Source organism: Flavobacterium sp. 40-81 (assembly GCF_001898245.1).
Taxonomy (GTDB): Bacteria; Bacteroidota; Bacteroidia; order Flavobacteriales; family Flavobacteriaceae; genus Flavobacterium; species Flavobacterium inviolabile.
In genome coordinates this window covers 57,992-75,214 of sequence record NZ_MKTM01000017.1, presented here as the reverse complement: position 1 = coordinate 75,214, position 17,223 = coordinate 57,992, and the positions used below count along the sequence as shown (strand labels likewise).

14 protein-coding genes are annotated in these 17,223 nt (G+C 36.7%); 4 read left to right on the top strand and 10 right to left on the bottom strand.

The window, feature by feature from the left end; all coding sequences use genetic code 11:
- The first annotated feature begins 118 nt into the window (after positions 1 to 118).
- Both BGO42_RS05730 and BGO42_RS05725 read left to right on the top strand, forming a co-directional pair.
- Positions 119 to 1,267 (top strand): DNA polymerase III subunit, encoded by a 1,149-nt coding sequence (locus BGO42_RS05730; protein WP_273246587.1) that lies wholly within the window; start codon positions 119 to 121, stop codon positions 1,265 to 1,267.
- Positions 1,268 to 1,272: 5 nt separating this feature from the next.
- Positions 1,273 to 1,659, top strand: a complete 387-nt coding sequence (locus BGO42_RS05725; RefSeq protein ID WP_177730968.1) for a DoxX family membrane protein — start codon at positions 1,273 to 1,275, stop codon at positions 1,657 to 1,659.
- A gap of 53 nt (positions 1,660 to 1,712) precedes the next feature.
- Here BGO42_RS05725 and BGO42_RS05720 read toward each other — a convergent pair whose 3' ends face one another.
- From BGO42_RS05720 to BGO42_RS05695, 6 genes are all read right to left on the bottom strand, one after another.
- On the bottom strand, positions 1,713 to 3,980 hold the full coding sequence (locus BGO42_RS05720) for a helix-turn-helix domain-containing protein (protein ID WP_273246586.1): 2,268 nt from the start codon (positions 3,978 to 3,980) through the stop codon (positions 1,713 to 1,715).
- A gap of 87 nt (positions 3,981 to 4,067) precedes the next feature.
- Positions 4,068 to 4,637 (bottom strand): OmpH/Skp family outer membrane protein, encoded by a 570-nt coding sequence (locus tag BGO42_RS05715; protein WP_273246585.1) that lies wholly within the window; start codon positions 4,635 to 4,637, stop codon positions 4,068 to 4,070.
- Positions 4,638 to 4,898: 261 nt separating this feature from the next.
- A complete protein-coding gene (locus BGO42_RS05710) occupies positions 4,899 to 5,747 on the bottom strand; it encodes a class I SAM-dependent methyltransferase (RefSeq protein WP_177730962.1) in 849 nt (282 codons plus the stop codon).
- A gap of 161 nt (positions 5,748 to 5,908) precedes the next feature.
- Positions 5,909 to 7,786: a tRNA uridine-5-carboxymethylaminomethyl(34) synthesis enzyme MnmG gene (gene mnmG / locus BGO42_RS05705; protein ID WP_273246584.1), complete on the bottom strand. Its 1,878-nt coding sequence runs from the start codon at positions 7,784 to 7,786 to the stop codon at positions 5,909 to 5,911.
- A gap of 111 nt (positions 7,787 to 7,897) precedes the next feature.
- A complete protein-coding gene (gene ybeY, locus BGO42_RS05700; protein WP_273246583.1) occupies positions 7,898 to 8,317 on the bottom strand; it encodes an rRNA maturation RNase YbeY in 420 nt (139 codons plus the stop codon).
- On the bottom strand, positions 8,310 to 11,633 hold the full coding sequence (locus BGO42_RS05695) for a coiled-coil domain-containing protein (RefSeq protein ID WP_273246582.1): 3,324 nt from the start codon (positions 11,631 to 11,633) through the stop codon (positions 8,310 to 8,312). The genes ybeY and BGO42_RS05695 overlap by 8 nt, the downstream gene beginning before the upstream one ends.
- A gap of 877 nt (positions 11,634 to 12,510) precedes the next feature.
- On the opposite strand from BGO42_RS05695, the gene gltX reads away from it, so the two are divergent.
- Positions 12,511 to 14,022 (top strand): glutamate--tRNA ligase, encoded by a 1,512-nt coding sequence (gltX, locus tag BGO42_RS05690; protein ID WP_273246581.1) that lies wholly within the window; start codon positions 12,511 to 12,513, stop codon positions 14,020 to 14,022.
- An 83-nt stretch (positions 14,023 to 14,105) separates the two neighbouring features.
- Positions 14,106 to 15,068: an SPFH domain-containing protein gene (locus BGO42_RS05685; RefSeq protein WP_177730944.1), complete on the top strand. Its 963-nt coding sequence runs from the start codon at positions 14,106 to 14,108 to the stop codon at positions 15,066 to 15,068.
- A gap of 37 nt (positions 15,069 to 15,105) precedes the next feature.
- Here BGO42_RS05685 and BGO42_RS05680 read toward each other — a convergent pair whose 3' ends face one another.
- From BGO42_RS05680 to BGO42_RS05665, 4 genes are all read right to left on the bottom strand, one after another.
- Positions 15,106 to 15,342 carry a DUF6327 family protein gene (locus BGO42_RS05680; protein ID WP_177730942.1) on the bottom strand — a complete coding sequence of 79 codons (237 nt, stop codon included), beginning with the start codon at positions 15,340 to 15,342 and terminating at the stop codon, positions 15,106 to 15,108.
- A gap of 2 nt (positions 15,343 to 15,344) precedes the next feature.
- Positions 15,345 to 15,695, bottom strand: coding sequence for a phage holin family protein (locus BGO42_RS05675; RefSeq protein WP_177730940.1), 351 nt, complete (start codon positions 15,693 to 15,695; stop codon positions 15,345 to 15,347).
- A gap of 6 nt (positions 15,696 to 15,701) precedes the next feature.
- On the bottom strand, positions 15,702 to 16,031 hold the full coding sequence (locus BGO42_RS05670; protein WP_177730938.1) for a YtxH domain-containing protein: 330 nt from the start codon (positions 16,029 to 16,031) through the stop codon (positions 15,702 to 15,704).
- 280 nt (positions 16,032 to 16,311) lie between these two features.
- Complete coding sequence (locus BGO42_RS05665; RefSeq protein ID WP_177730936.1) at positions 16,312 to 17,223, bottom strand: sterol desaturase family protein; 912 nt, start codon at positions 17,221 to 17,223, stop codon at positions 16,312 to 16,314.

The following is a 17,223-nucleotide window of genomic DNA, read 5'->3' as shown; positions in this document are numbered from 1 at the left end:
TCCTATCAAAAATAAGCTTATTGGTTTAGCCTGTAAAATTATTGCGGTAAAATATTGTTTTTTTGCGGTGATTGCTTTCCCTGTTTTTACTGTTGGGGTTTTATTCTATATTTGCTCTATGTTATTTTCAGAAATATTAGGACAAGTTCATATTAAAAGCCATTTGACAAAAAGTGCCGATTCGGGCAGGATTCCGCATGCGCAGCTTTTTGTAGGACCCGAAGGTTCAGGTACTTTACCCATGGCAATTGCCTATGCGCAATATATACTGTGTTCCAATGTTGACGGTGAAAACCATTCGGGAAATGAGGCATGCAATTTAAAGTTTGCTCATTTTTCACATCCGGATCTGCATTTTGTTTTTCCGGTTTCATCAAATGATGAAGTGAAAAGCCACCCAGTGAGTGCCAATTTTATGAAGCACTGGCGCGAATTTGTGACCACCACTCCTTACGGCGGTTTGTTTGACTGGTATAAATCCATTGGCATTCAAAACAAGCAGGGACAGATTGGTGTTGACGAAGCACAGGAAATCGTAAAGTCTTTGTCATTAAAATCTTACGAAGGTGGTTATAAAGTGATGATTATCTGGATGGCCGATAAAATGAATATCGCCACTTCAAATAAATTGCTGAAACTGCTGGAAGAACCGCCGCAAAAAACGGTTTTCCTGCTAATCACAGAAAATGAAGACGATATTCTTCAAACCATTTTATCCCGTTGCCAGGTATTGCATTTTAGCGGTTTACCGGAAAGTGTTATTGCGGAAACCCTTGTTTCACGTGAAAAAATCGAAGAAAAATCGGCTTTCAAACTGGCGCATCAGGCACAGGGTAATTACAACAAGGCCTTACAGCTATTGCACAAAAATGAAGATGATTTTCCTTTTGAAGTCTGGTTTGTACAATGGGTTCGTGCGGCTTTTCGTGCCAAGGGAAATGCTGCAGCCATTCAGGATTTGATTTCCTGGAGTGAGGAAATTGCCGGTATTGGCCGTGAGGCACAAAAACAGTTCCTGCATTTTTGTATCGAAATGTTCCGCCAGGCTTTATTGCTGAACTATCAGTCTCCAAAACTGGTGTATATTGAACCGACCGTTGAGAAGTTCAAACTGGAAAATTTTGCCCCTTTTGTTAACGGCAATAACATCCACGATATTTTCAAGGAACTTTCGGATGCTATTTACCACATTGAGCGCAACGGAAATGCCAAGATTATCCTTACCGACCTTTCTATAAAACTAACCCGTTTAATACATAAAAAATAAACAACATGACAAATACCGAAATCTTTGGAATCTTAATTTTAGCTTTTCTGGCTATTACTTTTTTACAATCCGGATATGATAAAATCATGGACTGGAAAGGAAATGTAGAATGGCTGAAAGGGCATTTTTCGAAAACCTTTATCAAAAATCAGGTACCGCAATCGCTATTGCTGATTTTAGTTTTAGAAGTTATCGCCGGCGCTTTGTGTGTGATCGGAATTGCACAGCTGGTGATGAACGGCAGCACTACTTTTGGTCATTATGGCGCTACTTTTTCCTGTGTGACGTTATTGTTTTTGCTTTTCGGTCAGCGAATTGCCAAGGATTATGACGGAGCCCGTACCATTGTAATTTATTTTATTCCGGCTATTTTAGCGGTTTACTGGCTATAAAAATATACTCCTAATAAAAAAAGAGCCGCAGATAAATGTCAGCGGCTCTTTTTTTATAGGCTGGATTTATACAACCGCAGTTCATCCCAGGAGAATTCATCGCCGTATTTTTCTTTTATTTCGTTCAGACTTTCGCCTTTATATCCTTTGAACGCTTTTTTCAGCTGTTTGATTTTTTCTTCCGGAAGCAGGTCGGAAAGGGACAATGCTTCCATTTGGATCAGCTTTGAAAAATGGGTATAAATGGTTGCCACTGTAAGCTTCCGGATACCGGCAATTTCCGGTATCGAAAGGTTTTGCGTCCAGAGTTCCAGCGTTTCTTCGATGGTCGATTTTTTGGGTTCTTTTGCTTTTTTCTTTCTGGAAGTATACCGTTGCACATCTTCCTCGTCTTCTATCAGTGTTACCGGGTTTTTACGAAGGGCTTCTTTGATTACTTCAATTTTATCCTGTTTGTAACGCTGTAATAACGGTGAGGTCAGTTTTTCTTTTGAAATTTCTTCCTTGTCCAGTATGGCTTTCATCAGCAGCCTTGTCTTTAGCAATCGCAGGACAGCATTGGTTTGGAGTTCTTCCAGCTCCGATAGTTCCTCATAAAATGTTTTGGCTTTTTTCTGGCGTTTTATTTCTTCTATTTTCCAGAAAATATCAAACGCCAAAGCATCCATTTTCGGAAAAAAGTAGTCAAAGGCTTTGTTTATTCTTTCGTCAATGAATTCAAGATTAATGGGTTCCTCATAAAACAGTTTGTTGAGCTGTGCAATAAATTTCCGGGACGGCTCCAGTAAATCATGCACCGCTTTTGATTGCTGCTGCGCCCAGGTTCTGGATTTCGATTTGGTCGATTTTTCGGTTTCGGAAAGGTAGGTTTGCTGGTGTTTGCTCCATTGTGCCGCCAAGTCGCTCCAATCGAAACTGTTTTTCAGGTAGTTATGAATAAAATAGCGGGTTTCGGCTTCCAGCGAATCTTCCAGTTTTTCTTCCGTGGCTTTGTTTTGTGCATAGTCCATCACATCGGCATCGTTCGAAATACCGTTCATATGTATCGGAGAAAGCAAAATAAGCCCTTTTAACGAACGCAAACGCGAAAGAGCAACATAGGCTTGTCCGGGCAGAAAAACGCGCGATACATCGAGCGCAGCTTTGTCGAAGGTTAATCCCTGGCTTTTGTGTACCGTTATGGCCCACGCCAGCTTAATCGGATAATGGGTGAACGTTCCCAGAATTTCTTCATTGATTTCCTTGGTCATCTCATCCACATAGTAGCGGATGTTCTTCCATTCGTAGCGCTCCACTTCTATTGTTTTGTTCTCTTCCGGAAAATGGACAAAGATTTCGTTAGCCGAAAGCGATTTGATTATTCCCATTTTTCCATTGAAAAAGAGCTTTTCAAAAGAAAGGTCGTTTTTAACAAACATAATCTGCGCCCCTACTTTCAGGTTTAAAAGCTGGTCCACCGGGTAGATCTTTTCCGGAAATTCCCCAACGATTTCCGGATGGAACGTATATTCTTTTCCTTCCAGATCCTTTAAGGCTTCGGTATTTATGGTATCTGCCCTCACATTGTGTGTGGTAAGGGTAATATAACCTTTGTGTTTTTTAAAATCAAAATCGGGTTTTACAAACTGATTCAGTATCGCCAGATCCTCACTCGTGACTTTGTTATTGCGGAGATTGTTTAAAACGGCAATAAAATCCGAATCGGTTTGCCGGAAAATTTTGTCCAGTTCAATGTATAACGGCGGGTTCAGCTGGATCACATGCGAATGAAAAAAGAATTTCCCACGGTAATAACGCTGCAACACCGACCATTCTTCATTTTTTACAACTGGTGGTAATTGTAGTAAATCTCCTATAAATAAAACTTGTACTCCGCCAAAAGCCTGCTCGTTGCGTCTTACTTTCCGAAGCATAAAATCCATCGCATCCAGAACATCTGCCCGCAGCATACTCACTTCATCAATGACCAGCAGTTCCATGTTTTGAATAACGGCACGTTTGGCATTGCTCATCAGGAAATGGCGGCGCAGGGTTACCTGGTTTTCAAAGCGTGTGGTTTCGGAAACCTGCGGATCGATTGTCGCATCCGGAAGGAAGGCCGCAAAAGGCAGCTGAAACAGGGAATGTATCGTGACACCACCGGCATTTAATGCGGCAATCCCTGTGGGAGCCACTACAACGGTGTTCTTATGAGTTGTATTGATGATTTCGCGTAGCAAGGTTGTTTTGCCCGTACCCGCTTTGCCCGTTAAAAATACGGACTTCTGGGTTTGGTTAATAAAGCGCAAAACATAAGCTGCGGCGTTTGAAATTTTTTCCATTTGGCGTAGAATTATAATAATATTCTAAGATACTATAAATAAGTATTTGATTTACAATAAAAAAGCCTTCACAAGGAAGGCTTTTGATTATTTTTTCTCTTCAGCTTTTGGCTCTTCTTTTTTACCGCCGGCTTTATATTTCTCGTTTAATTCTTTGCTTACTTTTTCTGTGATATCATATCCTTCTTTAGCATACAATATGGAAGCTGCATCACCCGTTCCGTAAATATATTCGTAGCTGTTTTTCTTACCGTAATCTTTGATATATTCTTTAATTCTTTTTACTAAAGAATCCATTTCTTTACCACTTTCCTGTTGTAATGTTTGCAACATTGCCTGTTGTTTCATTCCCAGTTGCTGCTCTCTTTTTTGCAATTCAGCACTTTTTTGTTGCGCCCATGCCATTCCTTTTACCTGTGCATCTCTTTGAAAAGTTGCCGCATCGCTTTGGAATTGTTTTGCTTCTCCTTCTAACTCTCTTCCCATTTCCTGCGATTTGGTTTTGTATTTCGATTCGATGTCTTTTGCTTCATCGTTTTCTTCTAATAATTTGGCTGTATCCACATAAGCCGTTTTGTGTTCAGAAGATGATTGTGTAGCATTGTTACAAGAAAACATTGCAAATGCAAGTCCGATTATTAATAAGGATTTTTTCATTTTATGAATTATGATTTATAATTTTCTGTAAAAATAAGAATTCGAATCAAAGTTCCAAAGTTGTACACCGGAAAGTTCAAATTCCGTTCATTTTATTGTTTTTTTAAAGGAATAGGATTTCTTTATGCTGAATTTATAATCAATAATAAATAGCTATAAAAATTGGATTAAAATAAAGCGATTTAAGCCACTTTCTAAATTTCCCCGATAAATCGGATATTTCAGCTTCTAAACGTTTATTATTTCCTTTTATTTTAATTTTTACTCGTTTTTCAGGATATAAATGTGTGAAGAATACTCCGAATTTCGTTTTGCTTTTAAATTTGACTGTAAGCCTATCCAAAAACCGTTAATAAAATTCATTTTCCCGTTTTTATATTTTTCGGATAAAAGTGAAACATAAAAACTGTCAAATACCATTGGCAAAACTTTTACCAGTTTTATATTTTGCTTCCGGAATAATTTTTCAATAGCAGTTTTTGAAAAATGCCAAAGGTGTCGCGGCACATCATAAGCTGCCCAGTATGCTCCGTAATATTTGGCATCGTAAGATTTAAAATTTGGCACAGCAATAATTATTGTTCCGTTTGGTTTCAATAATCTTTTTAAAACAGCGATCTGATTTTCTAAATCCGGAACGTGTTCTAATACATGCCACATTGTAATGACATCAAAAGAATGATCCGGAAGTGAGGCTAAATTTTCTGCAAATGCAATTCCTTTCTGAATTGCAATTCCTTTTGCTTTTTCGCTGGGTTCAATTCCGATAGTATTCCAATGCTGTTTTTTTGCTTCCAATAAAAAATCGCCGGTTCCGGCACCAATATCCAATAAAGAACCTTTTTGATTTTGCAGGCTTGTTATTAAGCGCACTTTATCGCGAATGGCTTTTCTTTTAATGAAGTGGTATATTTTTTCAAACAAAGAACGTTTTCCATCTGTGTGCGAAATATAATCGTCGCTTTCATAATAAGACGGTAATTTTTCTAAAGAGGGCTGCGGACTGGTTTTTAAAAGCTGTAGCTCTTCGTCCAACAGTAATTCAAAATTTTCTTTGGAAACGGAATGGTCTTTTACTTTTATATAAATGGTGTTGTCTGAAAAATTCATGGATGCTAAACGAATTTAAAAATTTTGTTTTTGGAGCTAAATCTCTTTGTTTACAAGCCTTCGCAAAGTTAGTTTCACGTGGAACATAAAAAGCAAAGATTGAAAAATAACCTGAGTACTTTATACTTCCGTTACTTTTCAATCTTTATACTGCTTCTATTTTATCTTCCCATGTGAACCAATAACACGGAAACATCACTTGGTGATACACCGCTGATTCGGGATGCCTGTGAAACAGAGGCCGGTTTTATTTTCTTTAATTTTTCTCTTGCTTCAAACGAAAGGGATTTTATTTTATCGTAATCGAAATTTTCAGGAATACGAACATCTTCCAATCGGTTTAGTTTGTCGGCATTATTTTTTTCTTTTTCGATATAACCGGAATATTTTACCTGGATCTCCGCCTGTTCGATTACTTCCAGATCCAGATTATTTTCTTCAACGTATTCTTTAACCTTTTCAAACTTCAAAATATCTTCCAAATCCAATTGTGGTCTGGAAAATACTTTAAACATTTTATCTGGCTGCGAAATCGGTGCAGAACCTTTGGCTTCCAAAATAGGATTTGCCTCGGCAACTTTTACACTGGTTTCTTTAAAGAAATTGACAAACGCTTCCGAATTGTTTCTTTTTTGCTCCATACGTTGCAAACGTTTGTCGGAAGCCAGACCAACAGCGTGTGACATTGGCGTCAAACGGAAATCGGCATTATCCTGGCGTAATAACGTTCTGTATTCTGCACGGGAAGTAAACATACGGTATGGTTCTTCCGTTCCTTTTGTAATCAGGTCATCAATCAACACTCCGATATAAGCTTCGTTACGTTTTAAAACAAACGGATCCTGATCGTGTGCTTTTAAGTGTGCATTCATTCCGGCGATCAAACCTTGTGATGCTGCTTCTTCATATCCTGTGGTTCCGTTGATCTGTCCTGCAAAATATAAACCTTCCACCAATTTTGTTTCCAAAGTGTGCTTTAACTGTGTCGGCGGGAAATAATCGTATTCGATCGCATAACCCGGGCGGAAGAATTTTACATTTTCAAATCCGGCTACAGAACGCAAGGCTTTAAACTGAACATCTTCCGGAAGGGAAGTTGAAAAGCCATTCACATAAACTTCTACCGTATTCCAGCCTTCCGGCTCTACGAATAACTGGTGGCGCTCTTTGTCGGCAAAACGGTTAATTTTATCTTCAATGGACGGGCAATAACGCGGTCCTAAACTTTTAATTCTACCGTTAAACATCGGCGAACGGTCAAAACCTTCACGCAATAAATCGTGAACCAGTTCTGAAGTATACGTCATATGACACGCTCTTTGGTGTGTCAATGGTTTGGTTATATCCAGATAGGAAAACTTGGAAGGATTTTCATCACCGGGTTGTATTTCCATTATGGAGTAATCCAGCGAACGTCCGTCAACGCGTGGTGGTGTTCCAGTTTTCATTCTCCCGGAAGTGAATCCCATTTTAACCAGATCTTCCGTGATACCGTAGGCAGCACTCTCGCCTGCTCTACCACCACCAAACTGTTTTTCCCCGATGTGGATCAATCCATTTAGAAATGTTCCATTCGTAAGCACAACCGTTTTCGATTTGATTTCGATTCCCAACGAAGTGCGCACACCTACTATCTTATCATTTTCAACGATCAAACCGGAAATCATTTCCTGGTAAAAATCAAGGTTTGGGGTTTGTTCCAGCATCAGGCGCCATTCCTCAGCAAAACGCATACGGTCTGACTGTACTCTTGGCGACCACATTGCCGGTCCTTTTGATTTGTTCAGCATCTTGAACTGGATGGCTGTTTTATCGGAAACAATTCCCGAATAACCACCCAATGCATCGATCTCACGAACGATCTGTCCTTTTGCAATTCCACCCATGGCAGGATTGCAGGACATTTGTGCAATGTTTTGCAAACTCATTGTAACCAGCAGGGTTTTGGAACCCATGTTGGCAGCAGCAGCAGCAGCTTCAGAGCCGGCATGGCCGGCACCTACTACAATGACATCATATGTATCTTGAAATAAACTCATTGTTCCACGTGAAACACTTTACTGTTTCTTTTAAATTTTCTATATATTCCGAATGCAAAATTACGCAGAAGGATAAAATCTCTTTTATATTTTATCAAAGAATTAAGATGTTTAACGTTCCACGTGGAACATTGCAACTTTCTCATCTTCTTTTGCACGCATTAAAAGCTCGTCTTTTTCAGACTTATCTTTATAACCGCAGTAGTGAAGTATACCATGAATGATTACTCTTTTGATTTCTTCTTCAAAAGAAACGTTGAAATCTAGGGCATTGTCCTTAACTCTTTCAATAGAAACGAATATATCACCGTGTAATTCGTTTCCTACACTATAATCAAAGCTAATGATGTCCGTAAGGGTATCATGATCCAGGTATTCTACATTGATTTTATGCAGGTAATCATCGTCGCAAAAGATATAATTGATCTCTCCTTCATGTTTTCCTTCGGATGCAATGACATTAGAAATCCAATTTTCATATTGGGATTCGTTTTCTAATTCAAAGTCGGTTTCGTAATTAAAACTAATCATCTTTTCTAAAATAGGTTTGCACCTTTTGATTAAAATTTGGGCGCAAAGGTAAGCTTTGTCTATTTAAAATCTCTACACTATTCAAATATTCTTTCAGTGCCGCAGGTAATTGGTTATTAGTACTGTTGAATTCCTTTTTATTGGTTTGCGACTGTCTTTTGTTTTCTTCTCCCTGCTGCTGTATCGCATTGTCTAATTTTAAAAGCTCATGTTTTAAATTCAGCATCTTTTGTAAGGTTTCATTTTTAAAGCCTTTGTTCAGCAATTGCTTTTCAATGTCTTTCATTTGCCGCAAGGCATTCTGACCGTTGCCACCCATTCCTTCTTTCTCCAATGCTTTTTGTAAAGCTTCCCGCAAACGCTGCTGCTCTTTATAAATTTCTAAAACCTGACCGGCATCTCCTTCTCCATCCTGTCCGTTTTCTCCATCATTTCCTTTTTGTCCGTCTTTGCCACTTTTACCATCTTTACCGCTTTTATCCGGTTTACCGTCACCAGGCTTTTCACCTTTCTTCATCCCCTCTTTCATTTTTTCGCTTAAGCCTTCCTGTTTTTTAATAATGTCCGGTAACTGCATTCCTTCTCCTTTTCCTGGTTTTGGTTTTCCTTTACCACCGCCAGACATCTGCATTTGCATTTCCATCTGCATCTGGTTCATGATGTCACTTAAAAAATCGGCCAGTTTATTAGAAGCTGTGATCGTGTATTGCTGATGCGACACTCCTTTTCCAATGTTGTTATCGGTAAAGCTTGTGAGGGATTTGTCAACATTGTAATGTACGTTACCCACTTCATTCGTGATAAGATCGGTGATCTTCGGGTTCCGTAATGACAATGCAAACAAACTGTCATCAACATGTTTGAACTGTAATTTTAAATCCTGCTGTTTTTTTAACAGCTTATTAAAGCCTAAACTTCTGTCGCCGGATGATTTGAAATTCTTCATCAGATCTTCCTGAGAAAAAGAAAATGCCAGAAGGTTATCTAAAATTTGTCGCAGCATTTTAGCATCTTCTTCCATTTGTTCCATTTCTCCGGATTCCATAGAAGACTGCATTTTCTGCGCCATCTTCTGCATTTTCTGTGCAGCTGATTTTTGTTTCGGTTTTGCCTTGGACTGGTTTTGCTTTTGCAATTCATCTGAAGCATTTTTCATATCTTCTTTTATGTCCTTCTCTTCCTGCTTGTCGGAAGGAATATCCATCGGAGCTTTTAAATCTTCATTTTGTTTTTCCAGTTCTCTTAATTCTTCCTGTAATTTATCAAACTCAGAATTGATCTTATTCTGATCTTTCTGGTTGTTGTCTTTACTATCGGATAGTTTGTTTTGTTCCTCACTGAGTTTATCCAGTTTACCGGCCAGCTGTTCGGCTTTCTTTTCTACATAAAATCTTTTGGTCAGCTCAACCAGCTGTTCCAGATTTTTAGATTGATTTTTAGAGTTCTGCTTGAACTTATCTATTTTTTCAAACAGTTCTTCTTCTTTTAATTTGTTTGTTAAGTCTTCTAATTCTTTTAAAAGTTTTTCATTTTTTTCGAGCTCTTTTTCATTTTTCTCCAGACGTTTCATAAGCTCGTCCTTAAATTCATCTTTTTTCTCCGGATTAAATTGCTGCAGGTTATCTTCCAATTTCTTAGAAAATTCTTTCATCATTTCATCCTGCTGTTTCTGACGGTTAATAAAATCCTGTACTTTTTTCTGGTCTTTAAAATCAAGATTTGTTTTTTCCTTTCCTAATTTTTGCAGCTTGTCTAACTCCGATAATTGTTTATCCTGATTTTTAATGGATTTTTCAAGGCTGTTAATATTGCTGTTTTGTTCCTGCAAAATCTTATCTTCTTTTTCATCAGCCGTTAATTCTCTATGGGAAAAAACCGAAGATTTTGAGCTTTTGAAATTGTGCAGCGCATCGTTATCAAAAATTTCAAAGTAATAATCATAGTCAACACCAGGCTGAATATTCAATCCGTTCGGAAAGGTATAAACAAACTGATCGAACGTTTCTTTTTTAACCGGGATTGTTCCACGATAAACCTGAGCCGGATTATTTTTAGGGTAATACACAACAAGCAGCTTCGTTAATCCGTAATCATCTGATACCTGACCTAAAACAACATTCTTTTTCAGTTTTAAGGTATCCGGTGCCGATTGTACGGATATAGTAGGAAACTGATCTTTGATAGTTGTAATCTGGTATTGCAACTTTTCATGGTTTTTCACCTTTTTGTTTGAAGTAAGTATCTGGTATTCTGTATTTTGATTAATTCTTTTCGATAAACTAAAGGTATTGTCTGTAACATTGAATTCATTTGCTTCGTTTGCACTTTTCCAGGCTACCAAATTTGTAGCCAGTGCATTAACTTTCCAGGTAACCGTTGTTCCTTCCGGTACCACTGCATTACCGGTACCCTGTACTTTTTCGGCTTTTTTGCCAAGGTAGGCAGGAAAAGTAAGGATCATTTCAAAATTAGCAATGGTCGGAACAGCAACTACATTTAATTCATAGGTTTTTGAAGTTACTTCATTGGCTATCAGCCGGAAGTCTATATTCTTATTGGTTTTCTCAAAACGGTATTGAAAAACTCCGGGTTTAACACTTTCCAGATAATAGCTTTCATTACCAAGGGCAATCATGGCATTCTCCGGAATTTTAGTACCAACAGTTTTTACCTGTAAGATAAAATCCTGTCCCTGCTCTGATGTCAGCGAATTGTTTACAATCTGAAATTCAAAAGGAGCCGGTGGCAGGTATTCTTTTTTGTAGTGCACTACCCTGTCCAGACTTTCGGTGATCAGTTTTGTATTTCCGGAAACCAGAAAGAAAAGTAAAAACAATAACGGGACTATTGCATACGGCAGGTATTTGATATTCTTTTTAAAATTAATGGCATTGCTAAACGGAATGGGCTGCAGGGTATTTGCTTTTTGCTCAATGGATGCAGCCAATAATTCCGATTGTTCCGATTGACCGGACAGCTGCAGGAAATTAGTAAGCTTATCGTTTACTTCCGTAAAATGATTTCCAATAATGGCAGAAGCCTGGGAATAGTCAATTCCTTTTTGCAGTTTGAAAAGTTTAAACAACGGAAACAAAATGAAACGCAGTAAAAAGAAGATTTCAACAGTAATGAACAGCCAGAACAATATTGTTCTTCCCACTGGGGAAAGCCATAAAAAATGTTCCACGAGCAACGTGAACAAAAAGTAAAGCAGTCCTAAACCAATGAAAAGAATAATTCCTTTCAGTAACTCATTCGTATAAAACTTTTTAATAAAGTCTTCAAGCTTTTGAAATATCAAATTTTTCGTTTCCAAATTCCGTAAATTGTTTATAACCGATAAAATTACAATTTTAATTGAAACGAAAAGGAACTATTTCATTGCATCAAACAACAGTACAATTGTTCCTTTTTCAAATTCTTGGAAGAGATTATCAAAGGATAGTTTTCAACAAACATTAAAATAATAAAAAAAAGAAATTTAAAATTTTAAAAAATTATTGTTGTTATTATAGCTTGTTAATTGTGGCAATAACTTTATTTTTTTTAGGATGATTTTGGAGTTATACAATTTTATACCGCTTTATCAACAATGTTATTTGAGGTTAATTCTTTTAAAATGAAGTGTTTTTAAAACGTTATTAACAATCGTTGAAAAACCAGTTTACTTTAAAATTATTAATAAGTTTACTTGTTAATTTCTGTTAATAACTACTCACTAACTTTTAATAACTCCAAAGCAAATTTTTAAAAATAGATTTGGTAGTTTCATCCGGGTTTTGGATTAGTCTTTTTTTCGATACAACCAAAAATCTTTTATAATTTTCTATCTAAAGTTATAAACAATATATGTTAACTTATAATTAACTGAAAATCAATACAATGTAAAGTTGTATTAACATTGTTCAATTTTAATGTTAAAATGATTAAAACTTAACTGGTTTTCAGCATATTATGCTTGTAATAATTCAATTTCTGCTTTTAGAATACTACACTTAATTCAACAGGATTATCTACTTGTTAGCAATATTGTAATACAAAGGTATTTTTAATGGGAATGTCTGCGGAAAATACTTTTAAAATAGGATGAACAGAAAATGAACGATACTATAAACATTATTAATTGTTCAATTTTTTAAATAGTTGGGTATTCAAATTGGCATAATTGTATCTTTGCGTAAAATTTTTAAAAAATGTCAAAGCCAGTTCGTGTGCGATTTGCACCCAGTCCTACGGGACCTTTACATATAGGTGGTGTAAGAACCGCGTTATTTAATTATTTATTTGCTAAAAAACATGGCGGTACCTTTTACTTAAGAATAGAGGATACCGATCAGAATCGTTTTGTTCCGGGAGCGGAAGCTTATATTATGGAAGCACTGGAATGGTTGGGTATTGCTCCGGATGAAACTATCGGTAAAAATGAAAAGTTCGGACCTTATCGTCAAAGCGAACGTAAGGCCTTATATAAGGAATATGCAGATCAGTTATTAAATTCCGGATGGGCATATTATGCTTTTGATACAGCCGAAAGCCTGGATCATTTGAGAAAGACCGCAGAAGAAACCGGTAAAACATTTATATACAATCATACTGTTCGGGAGCAATTGGATAATTCGCTTACCAATGCTGCAGAAAAAGTTGCTGAGCGTATTGCTAACGGTGAAGAATATGTGATTCGTTTTAAAACACCTGTTGATGAAACCTTGCATTTGAATGATATCATTCGTGGTGACATTAAGTTTGAAACGAATTTATTAGACGATAAAGTATTGTTTAAAAGTGATGGTATGCCAACGTACCATTTAGCGAATATAGTAGATGACCATTTGATGGAAACTTCACATGTGATTCGTGGTGAAGAATGGCTGCCTTCTCTTCCACTGCATGAATTGTTATACAAAGCTTTTGGCTGGGAAGCACCTAAGTTTGCACATTTACCGCTGATATTAAAACCGGTTGGTAATGGTAAGCTTTCCAAACGTGATGGTGATAAGTTAGGATTCCCTGTATTTCCGTTGGATTGGACAGATCCTGTTTCGGGAGAGAAATCGTCCGGTTACCGAGAAAAAGGTTTTTTCCCGGGAGCGGTTATTAACTTTTTAGCTTTATTGGGCTGGAATGACGGAACCGATCAGGAGTTATTTTCTTTAGAGGAACTGATAGCGAAATTCGATTTGAACCGTGTTCATAAAGCCGGTGCAAAATTTGATCCGGAAAAGAATAAATGGTTCAACCATCATTATCTGGTAAAAGAAAACAATGCATCACTGGCAGAAAAGTTTGATGTGATTTTAAAAGAAAAAGGCATTACTGTTGAAAAAGCGTATGTTGAAAAAGCAGTGGCTTTGGTAAAAGAACGCGCTACGTTTGTAACCGACTTATATGATTTGTCCGATTTCTTTTTTGCAGCACCAACCGCTTATGATGAAAAAGCAGCTAAAAACTGGAAAGAAGATACTGGAGCTATTATGCAGGAATTAATCTCTGTTATTGAAAACATTGGTGATTTTACTTCCGTTACTATAGAAACGATTGTAAAGGACTGGATGACGAAAAACGAGATAGGAATGGGCAAAGTGATGCAACCGTTCCGTTTGAGCCTTGTAGGGGCTTTAAAAGGACCACACTTGTTTGATATCGTGGAAATGATAGGTAAAGAAGAAACCGTACAGCGAATACAAAAAGCAATAAGTACGTTATAAATATGATGAAACCTCCAATTTATTGGAGGTTTTTTTCTATTATTTTGTATCTTAACCGAATTAACCTTTTAAACTACATTCTTATGTTTAGTTATGCCATTATTATTATAGTTGTATTTCTTTTTTTAGCCTCCTTCTTTACGGTTAAGCAACAATCGTCTGCAATTGTGGAGCGTTTCGGGAAATTCAATAGTATTCGCCATTCCGGATTACAATTAAAAATTCCGGTTATTGACAGGATTGCAGGAAAAGTGAATTTAAGAATCCAGCAATTGGATGTCATTATTGAAACGAAAACAAAAGATAACGTGTTCGTTAAAATGAAAGTTTCCGTTCAGTTTAAAGTAATTCAGGAAAAAGTGTATGATGCTTTCTATAAATTAGAATATCCGCATGATCAGATCACTTCTTATGTATTTGACGTGGTTCGTGCCGAAGTTCCTAAATTAAAATTAGATGATGTTTTTGAAAGAAAAGATGATATTGCTGTAGCTGTAAAACGCGAATTAAATGAAGCGATGACTACTTACGGTTATGATATTATCAATACACTAATCACGGATATTGATCCGGATATTCAGGTTAAAAATGCGATGAACAGGATTAATGCTGCCGATCGTGAAAAAACTGCTGCCGAATATGAAGCGGAAGCAAGCCGTATCCGTATTGTAGCCAAAGCCAAAGCAGAAGCGGAAAGCAAGCGTTTACAAGGTCAGGGTATTGCCGATCAGCGTAGAGAAATTGCACGCGGATTAGTAGAAAGTGTGGATGTGTTGAATAAAGTAGGTATTAATTCACAGGAAGCCTCTGCCTTAATTGTGGTAACACAGCATTATGATACGTTGCAGGCAATTGGTTCCGATACCAATTCGAACCTGATTTTATTACCGAATTCGCCTCAGGCCGGTAGTGACATGCTTAACAACATGGTAGCTTCATTTACAGCTTCAAACCAGGTTGGTGAAGCTATGAAAAATGTTCAGAAAAAGAAAAAGGATGACGGCGCAAGGCCAAATCACGATACTCCGATTCAGGAAGAAGAATAAAAATTATCAAAAGAAAAGAGGCTGTAAAGCCTCTTTTTTATTTGAATAACCTGTTGAATATAAAGCTAAGAATAAGATTTTGTATCGTTCCCGACCTGGTAAAAAAAGAACCTACAGAACCCATAAATCCGGATGTAAGAATTCTGGGAGTAAGATTGTCCCTGGTTTTTTCAACAGCATATACCAGCCGTTGATAGTCCAACTCTTTTTGGATTTTTAATATTTCCAGTTCACGATTGATTTCATCGTATGATGAATATTTCTTTTTTTCCATAATTAGTCATTGAAAAAGAATTCAGAGAATTTTTCAAGAATCGGGCCTTCCACAATTTTATCTTTGATATAATATACAACGATACATAAGATTAAATATAAAATTCCAACGATTAAAAAACCAAGGGCATAACTGCCCAACAGGTTTCCTAAAGCAAAAGCTCCGGCAATGGACAAGAAAAGTACCATCAACATCAAAAATATACTCAAAAGGAATATTTTAAGTATCATTGTTGTTGATTTCATGGCTACTTTAAAAAACCATAGTTTATAGTAAGCCACGTTGCTTTCCAATAATGCTTTGGCATTATCCTGAATCTGCTCGGTATTTTCTTTTAATTTTTCGAAAGCCATAGCCTACTATTTTGTTGCTTTAGCGTGCTGTTTTTTTAAATCTTCCAGTTTTCTTTCCAGTGTGGCAATTACATCTTCTGTTTTATTATCCACATTGGCTACTAAATGATCAAATTCAGATTCTAAATCAAATTTAGCTTTCGAGAATTTATTTTTAAGGTTATGGGTAGCTTCATTAAATTTGTCTTTCAGATGATCTGTTTCTCTGTCGAAACCATCTTTAATTTTTCTTCTTGTTTTAGAACCTTTATCCGGGGCGAATAGTATTCCTGCTCCAGCACCGATAGCTGCTCCAGCCAAAAGTGCCAATAATGTGTTTCCTGCGTTGTTTGACATAATCTCACTTTTTAAAAATTAATAATTATAAACTTACGAAAATAAAAACGGCTAATACGTTAAAAAGGCGTTAATAAATTCTTGTTTATTTCAAAAATTCAATTAGAGGCTTTATTTTGAATCATATTTTTAAAGATAAGAAAATATATTAAGGAAAAATAATAATTGATTTTAAGCTTTTATTTAAAGTTAGTTTTAATAGTTTTTAAATATTAAATTTATATTAATAATAGATAATTTATATAATAAAAAAAGACTCCATTTTCGGAGTCTTTCATAGTTATTTTCTATTTGCCTTTTCTTCGGCTCTTAATTTTGCAGAAGTTTTAAAATCTCCGGTATGGGACCAACCCGGTGGATAAAAAATATATTTTAAGCGGTCGGTAAATTTGATTCCCGGTTGGGAAGCATCTTTCCAGATATCTTTCCATTCGTGGAAAACAATATTCAACGGACCTTTGTCTTTTATTTCGGAAGTTAAACCAAAACGAACTTCTTCATAGTTGGGATCTTCTTTTTCAAATGTTCCGAAAATCCTGTCCCAGATAATTAAGCCCATTCCCATATTTCTGTCCAGGTATCTTGCATTGGAAGCATGGTGTACACGGTGATGAGAAGGTGTTACCAATATCCATTCCAATATTCCCATGCTTTTCACGGTTTTCGTATGCACCCAGGTTCCATAGATCTGGATAATTGCATAAGCGGCCATAATGTGCCACGGATCAAAACCTAAAAAGGCTATGGGTGAAAAGAATAAATAACGGTATAACGGCTGTAAAACCGGGGATCGGAATCCTGTTGTAATGTTAAAATACCCTGAATTGTGGTGTGTTACGTGAACAGCCCAGAACATTCTTGAATGGTGGTCTACGTAATGGTGTACATAATAGGCAAAGTCCTGCAGCAGGAATACGCCAATCCAGTACCAGATACTGTTAAATTCCAAATCAAAAATGCGGTGCTGATAGAAAAAAAACATCACCCCTATCGCAAAGGCTTTCATGATAATGTCCAAACCGTAGTTCAAACAAGCCATGTAAATATTCGTTAAGGTATCTTTTGTTTCATAGAATTTCTTTTTGTGAGAACGACTATAAAACATTTCAAACAATATGATAATAATGTGTAAAGGTGCTGAGTACAAATAAACGTTAGCAACACCTTGTTCACCTAAAAACTGATCCAACAT

Bases quoted from the DNA above. Each gene is read 5' to 3' on its own strand.
- BGO42_RS05730 (WP_273246587.1), top strand. From the start codon at position 119: ATGTTATTTTCAGAAATATTAGGACAAGTTCATATTAAAAGCCATTTG.
- BGO42_RS05725 (WP_177730968.1), top strand. From the start codon at position 1,273: ATGACAAATACCGAAATCTTTGGAATCTTAATTTTAGCTTTTCTGGCT.
- BGO42_RS05720 (WP_273246586.1), bottom strand. From the start codon at position 3,980: ATGGAAAAAATTTCAAACGCCGCAGCTTATGTTTTGCGCTTTATTAAC.
- BGO42_RS05715 (WP_273246585.1), bottom strand. From the start codon at position 4,637: ATGAAAAAATCCTTATTAATAATCGGACTTGCATTTGCAATGTTTTCT.
- BGO42_RS05710 (WP_177730962.1), bottom strand. From the start codon at position 5,747: ATGAATTTTTCAGACAACACCATTTATATAAAAGTAAAAGACCATTCC.
- mnmG (WP_273246584.1), bottom strand. From the start codon at position 7,786: ATGAGTTTATTTCAAGATACATATGATGTCATTGTAGTAGGTGCCGGC.
- ybeY (WP_273246583.1), bottom strand. From the start codon at position 8,317: ATGATTAGTTTTAATTACGAAACCGACTTTGAATTAGAAAACGAATCC.
- gltX (WP_273246581.1), top strand. From the start codon at position 12,511: ATGTCAAAGCCAGTTCGTGTGCGATTTGCACCCAGTCCTACGGGACCT.
- BGO42_RS05685 (WP_177730944.1), top strand. From the start codon at position 14,106: ATGTTTAGTTATGCCATTATTATTATAGTTGTATTTCTTTTTTTAGCC.
- BGO42_RS05680 (WP_177730942.1), bottom strand. From the start codon at position 15,342: ATGGAAAAAAAGAAATATTCATCATACGATGAAATCAATCGTGAACTG.
- BGO42_RS05675 (WP_177730940.1), bottom strand. From the start codon at position 15,695: ATGGCTTTCGAAAAATTAAAAGAAAATACCGAGCAGATTCAGGATAAT.
- BGO42_RS05670 (WP_177730938.1), bottom strand. From the start codon at position 16,031: ATGTCAAACAACGCAGGAAACACATTATTGGCACTTTTGGCTGGAGCA.
- BGO42_RS05665 (WP_177730936.1), bottom strand. From the start codon at position 17,223: ATGTTGGATCAGTTTTTAGGTGAACAAGGTGTTGCTAACGTTTATTTG.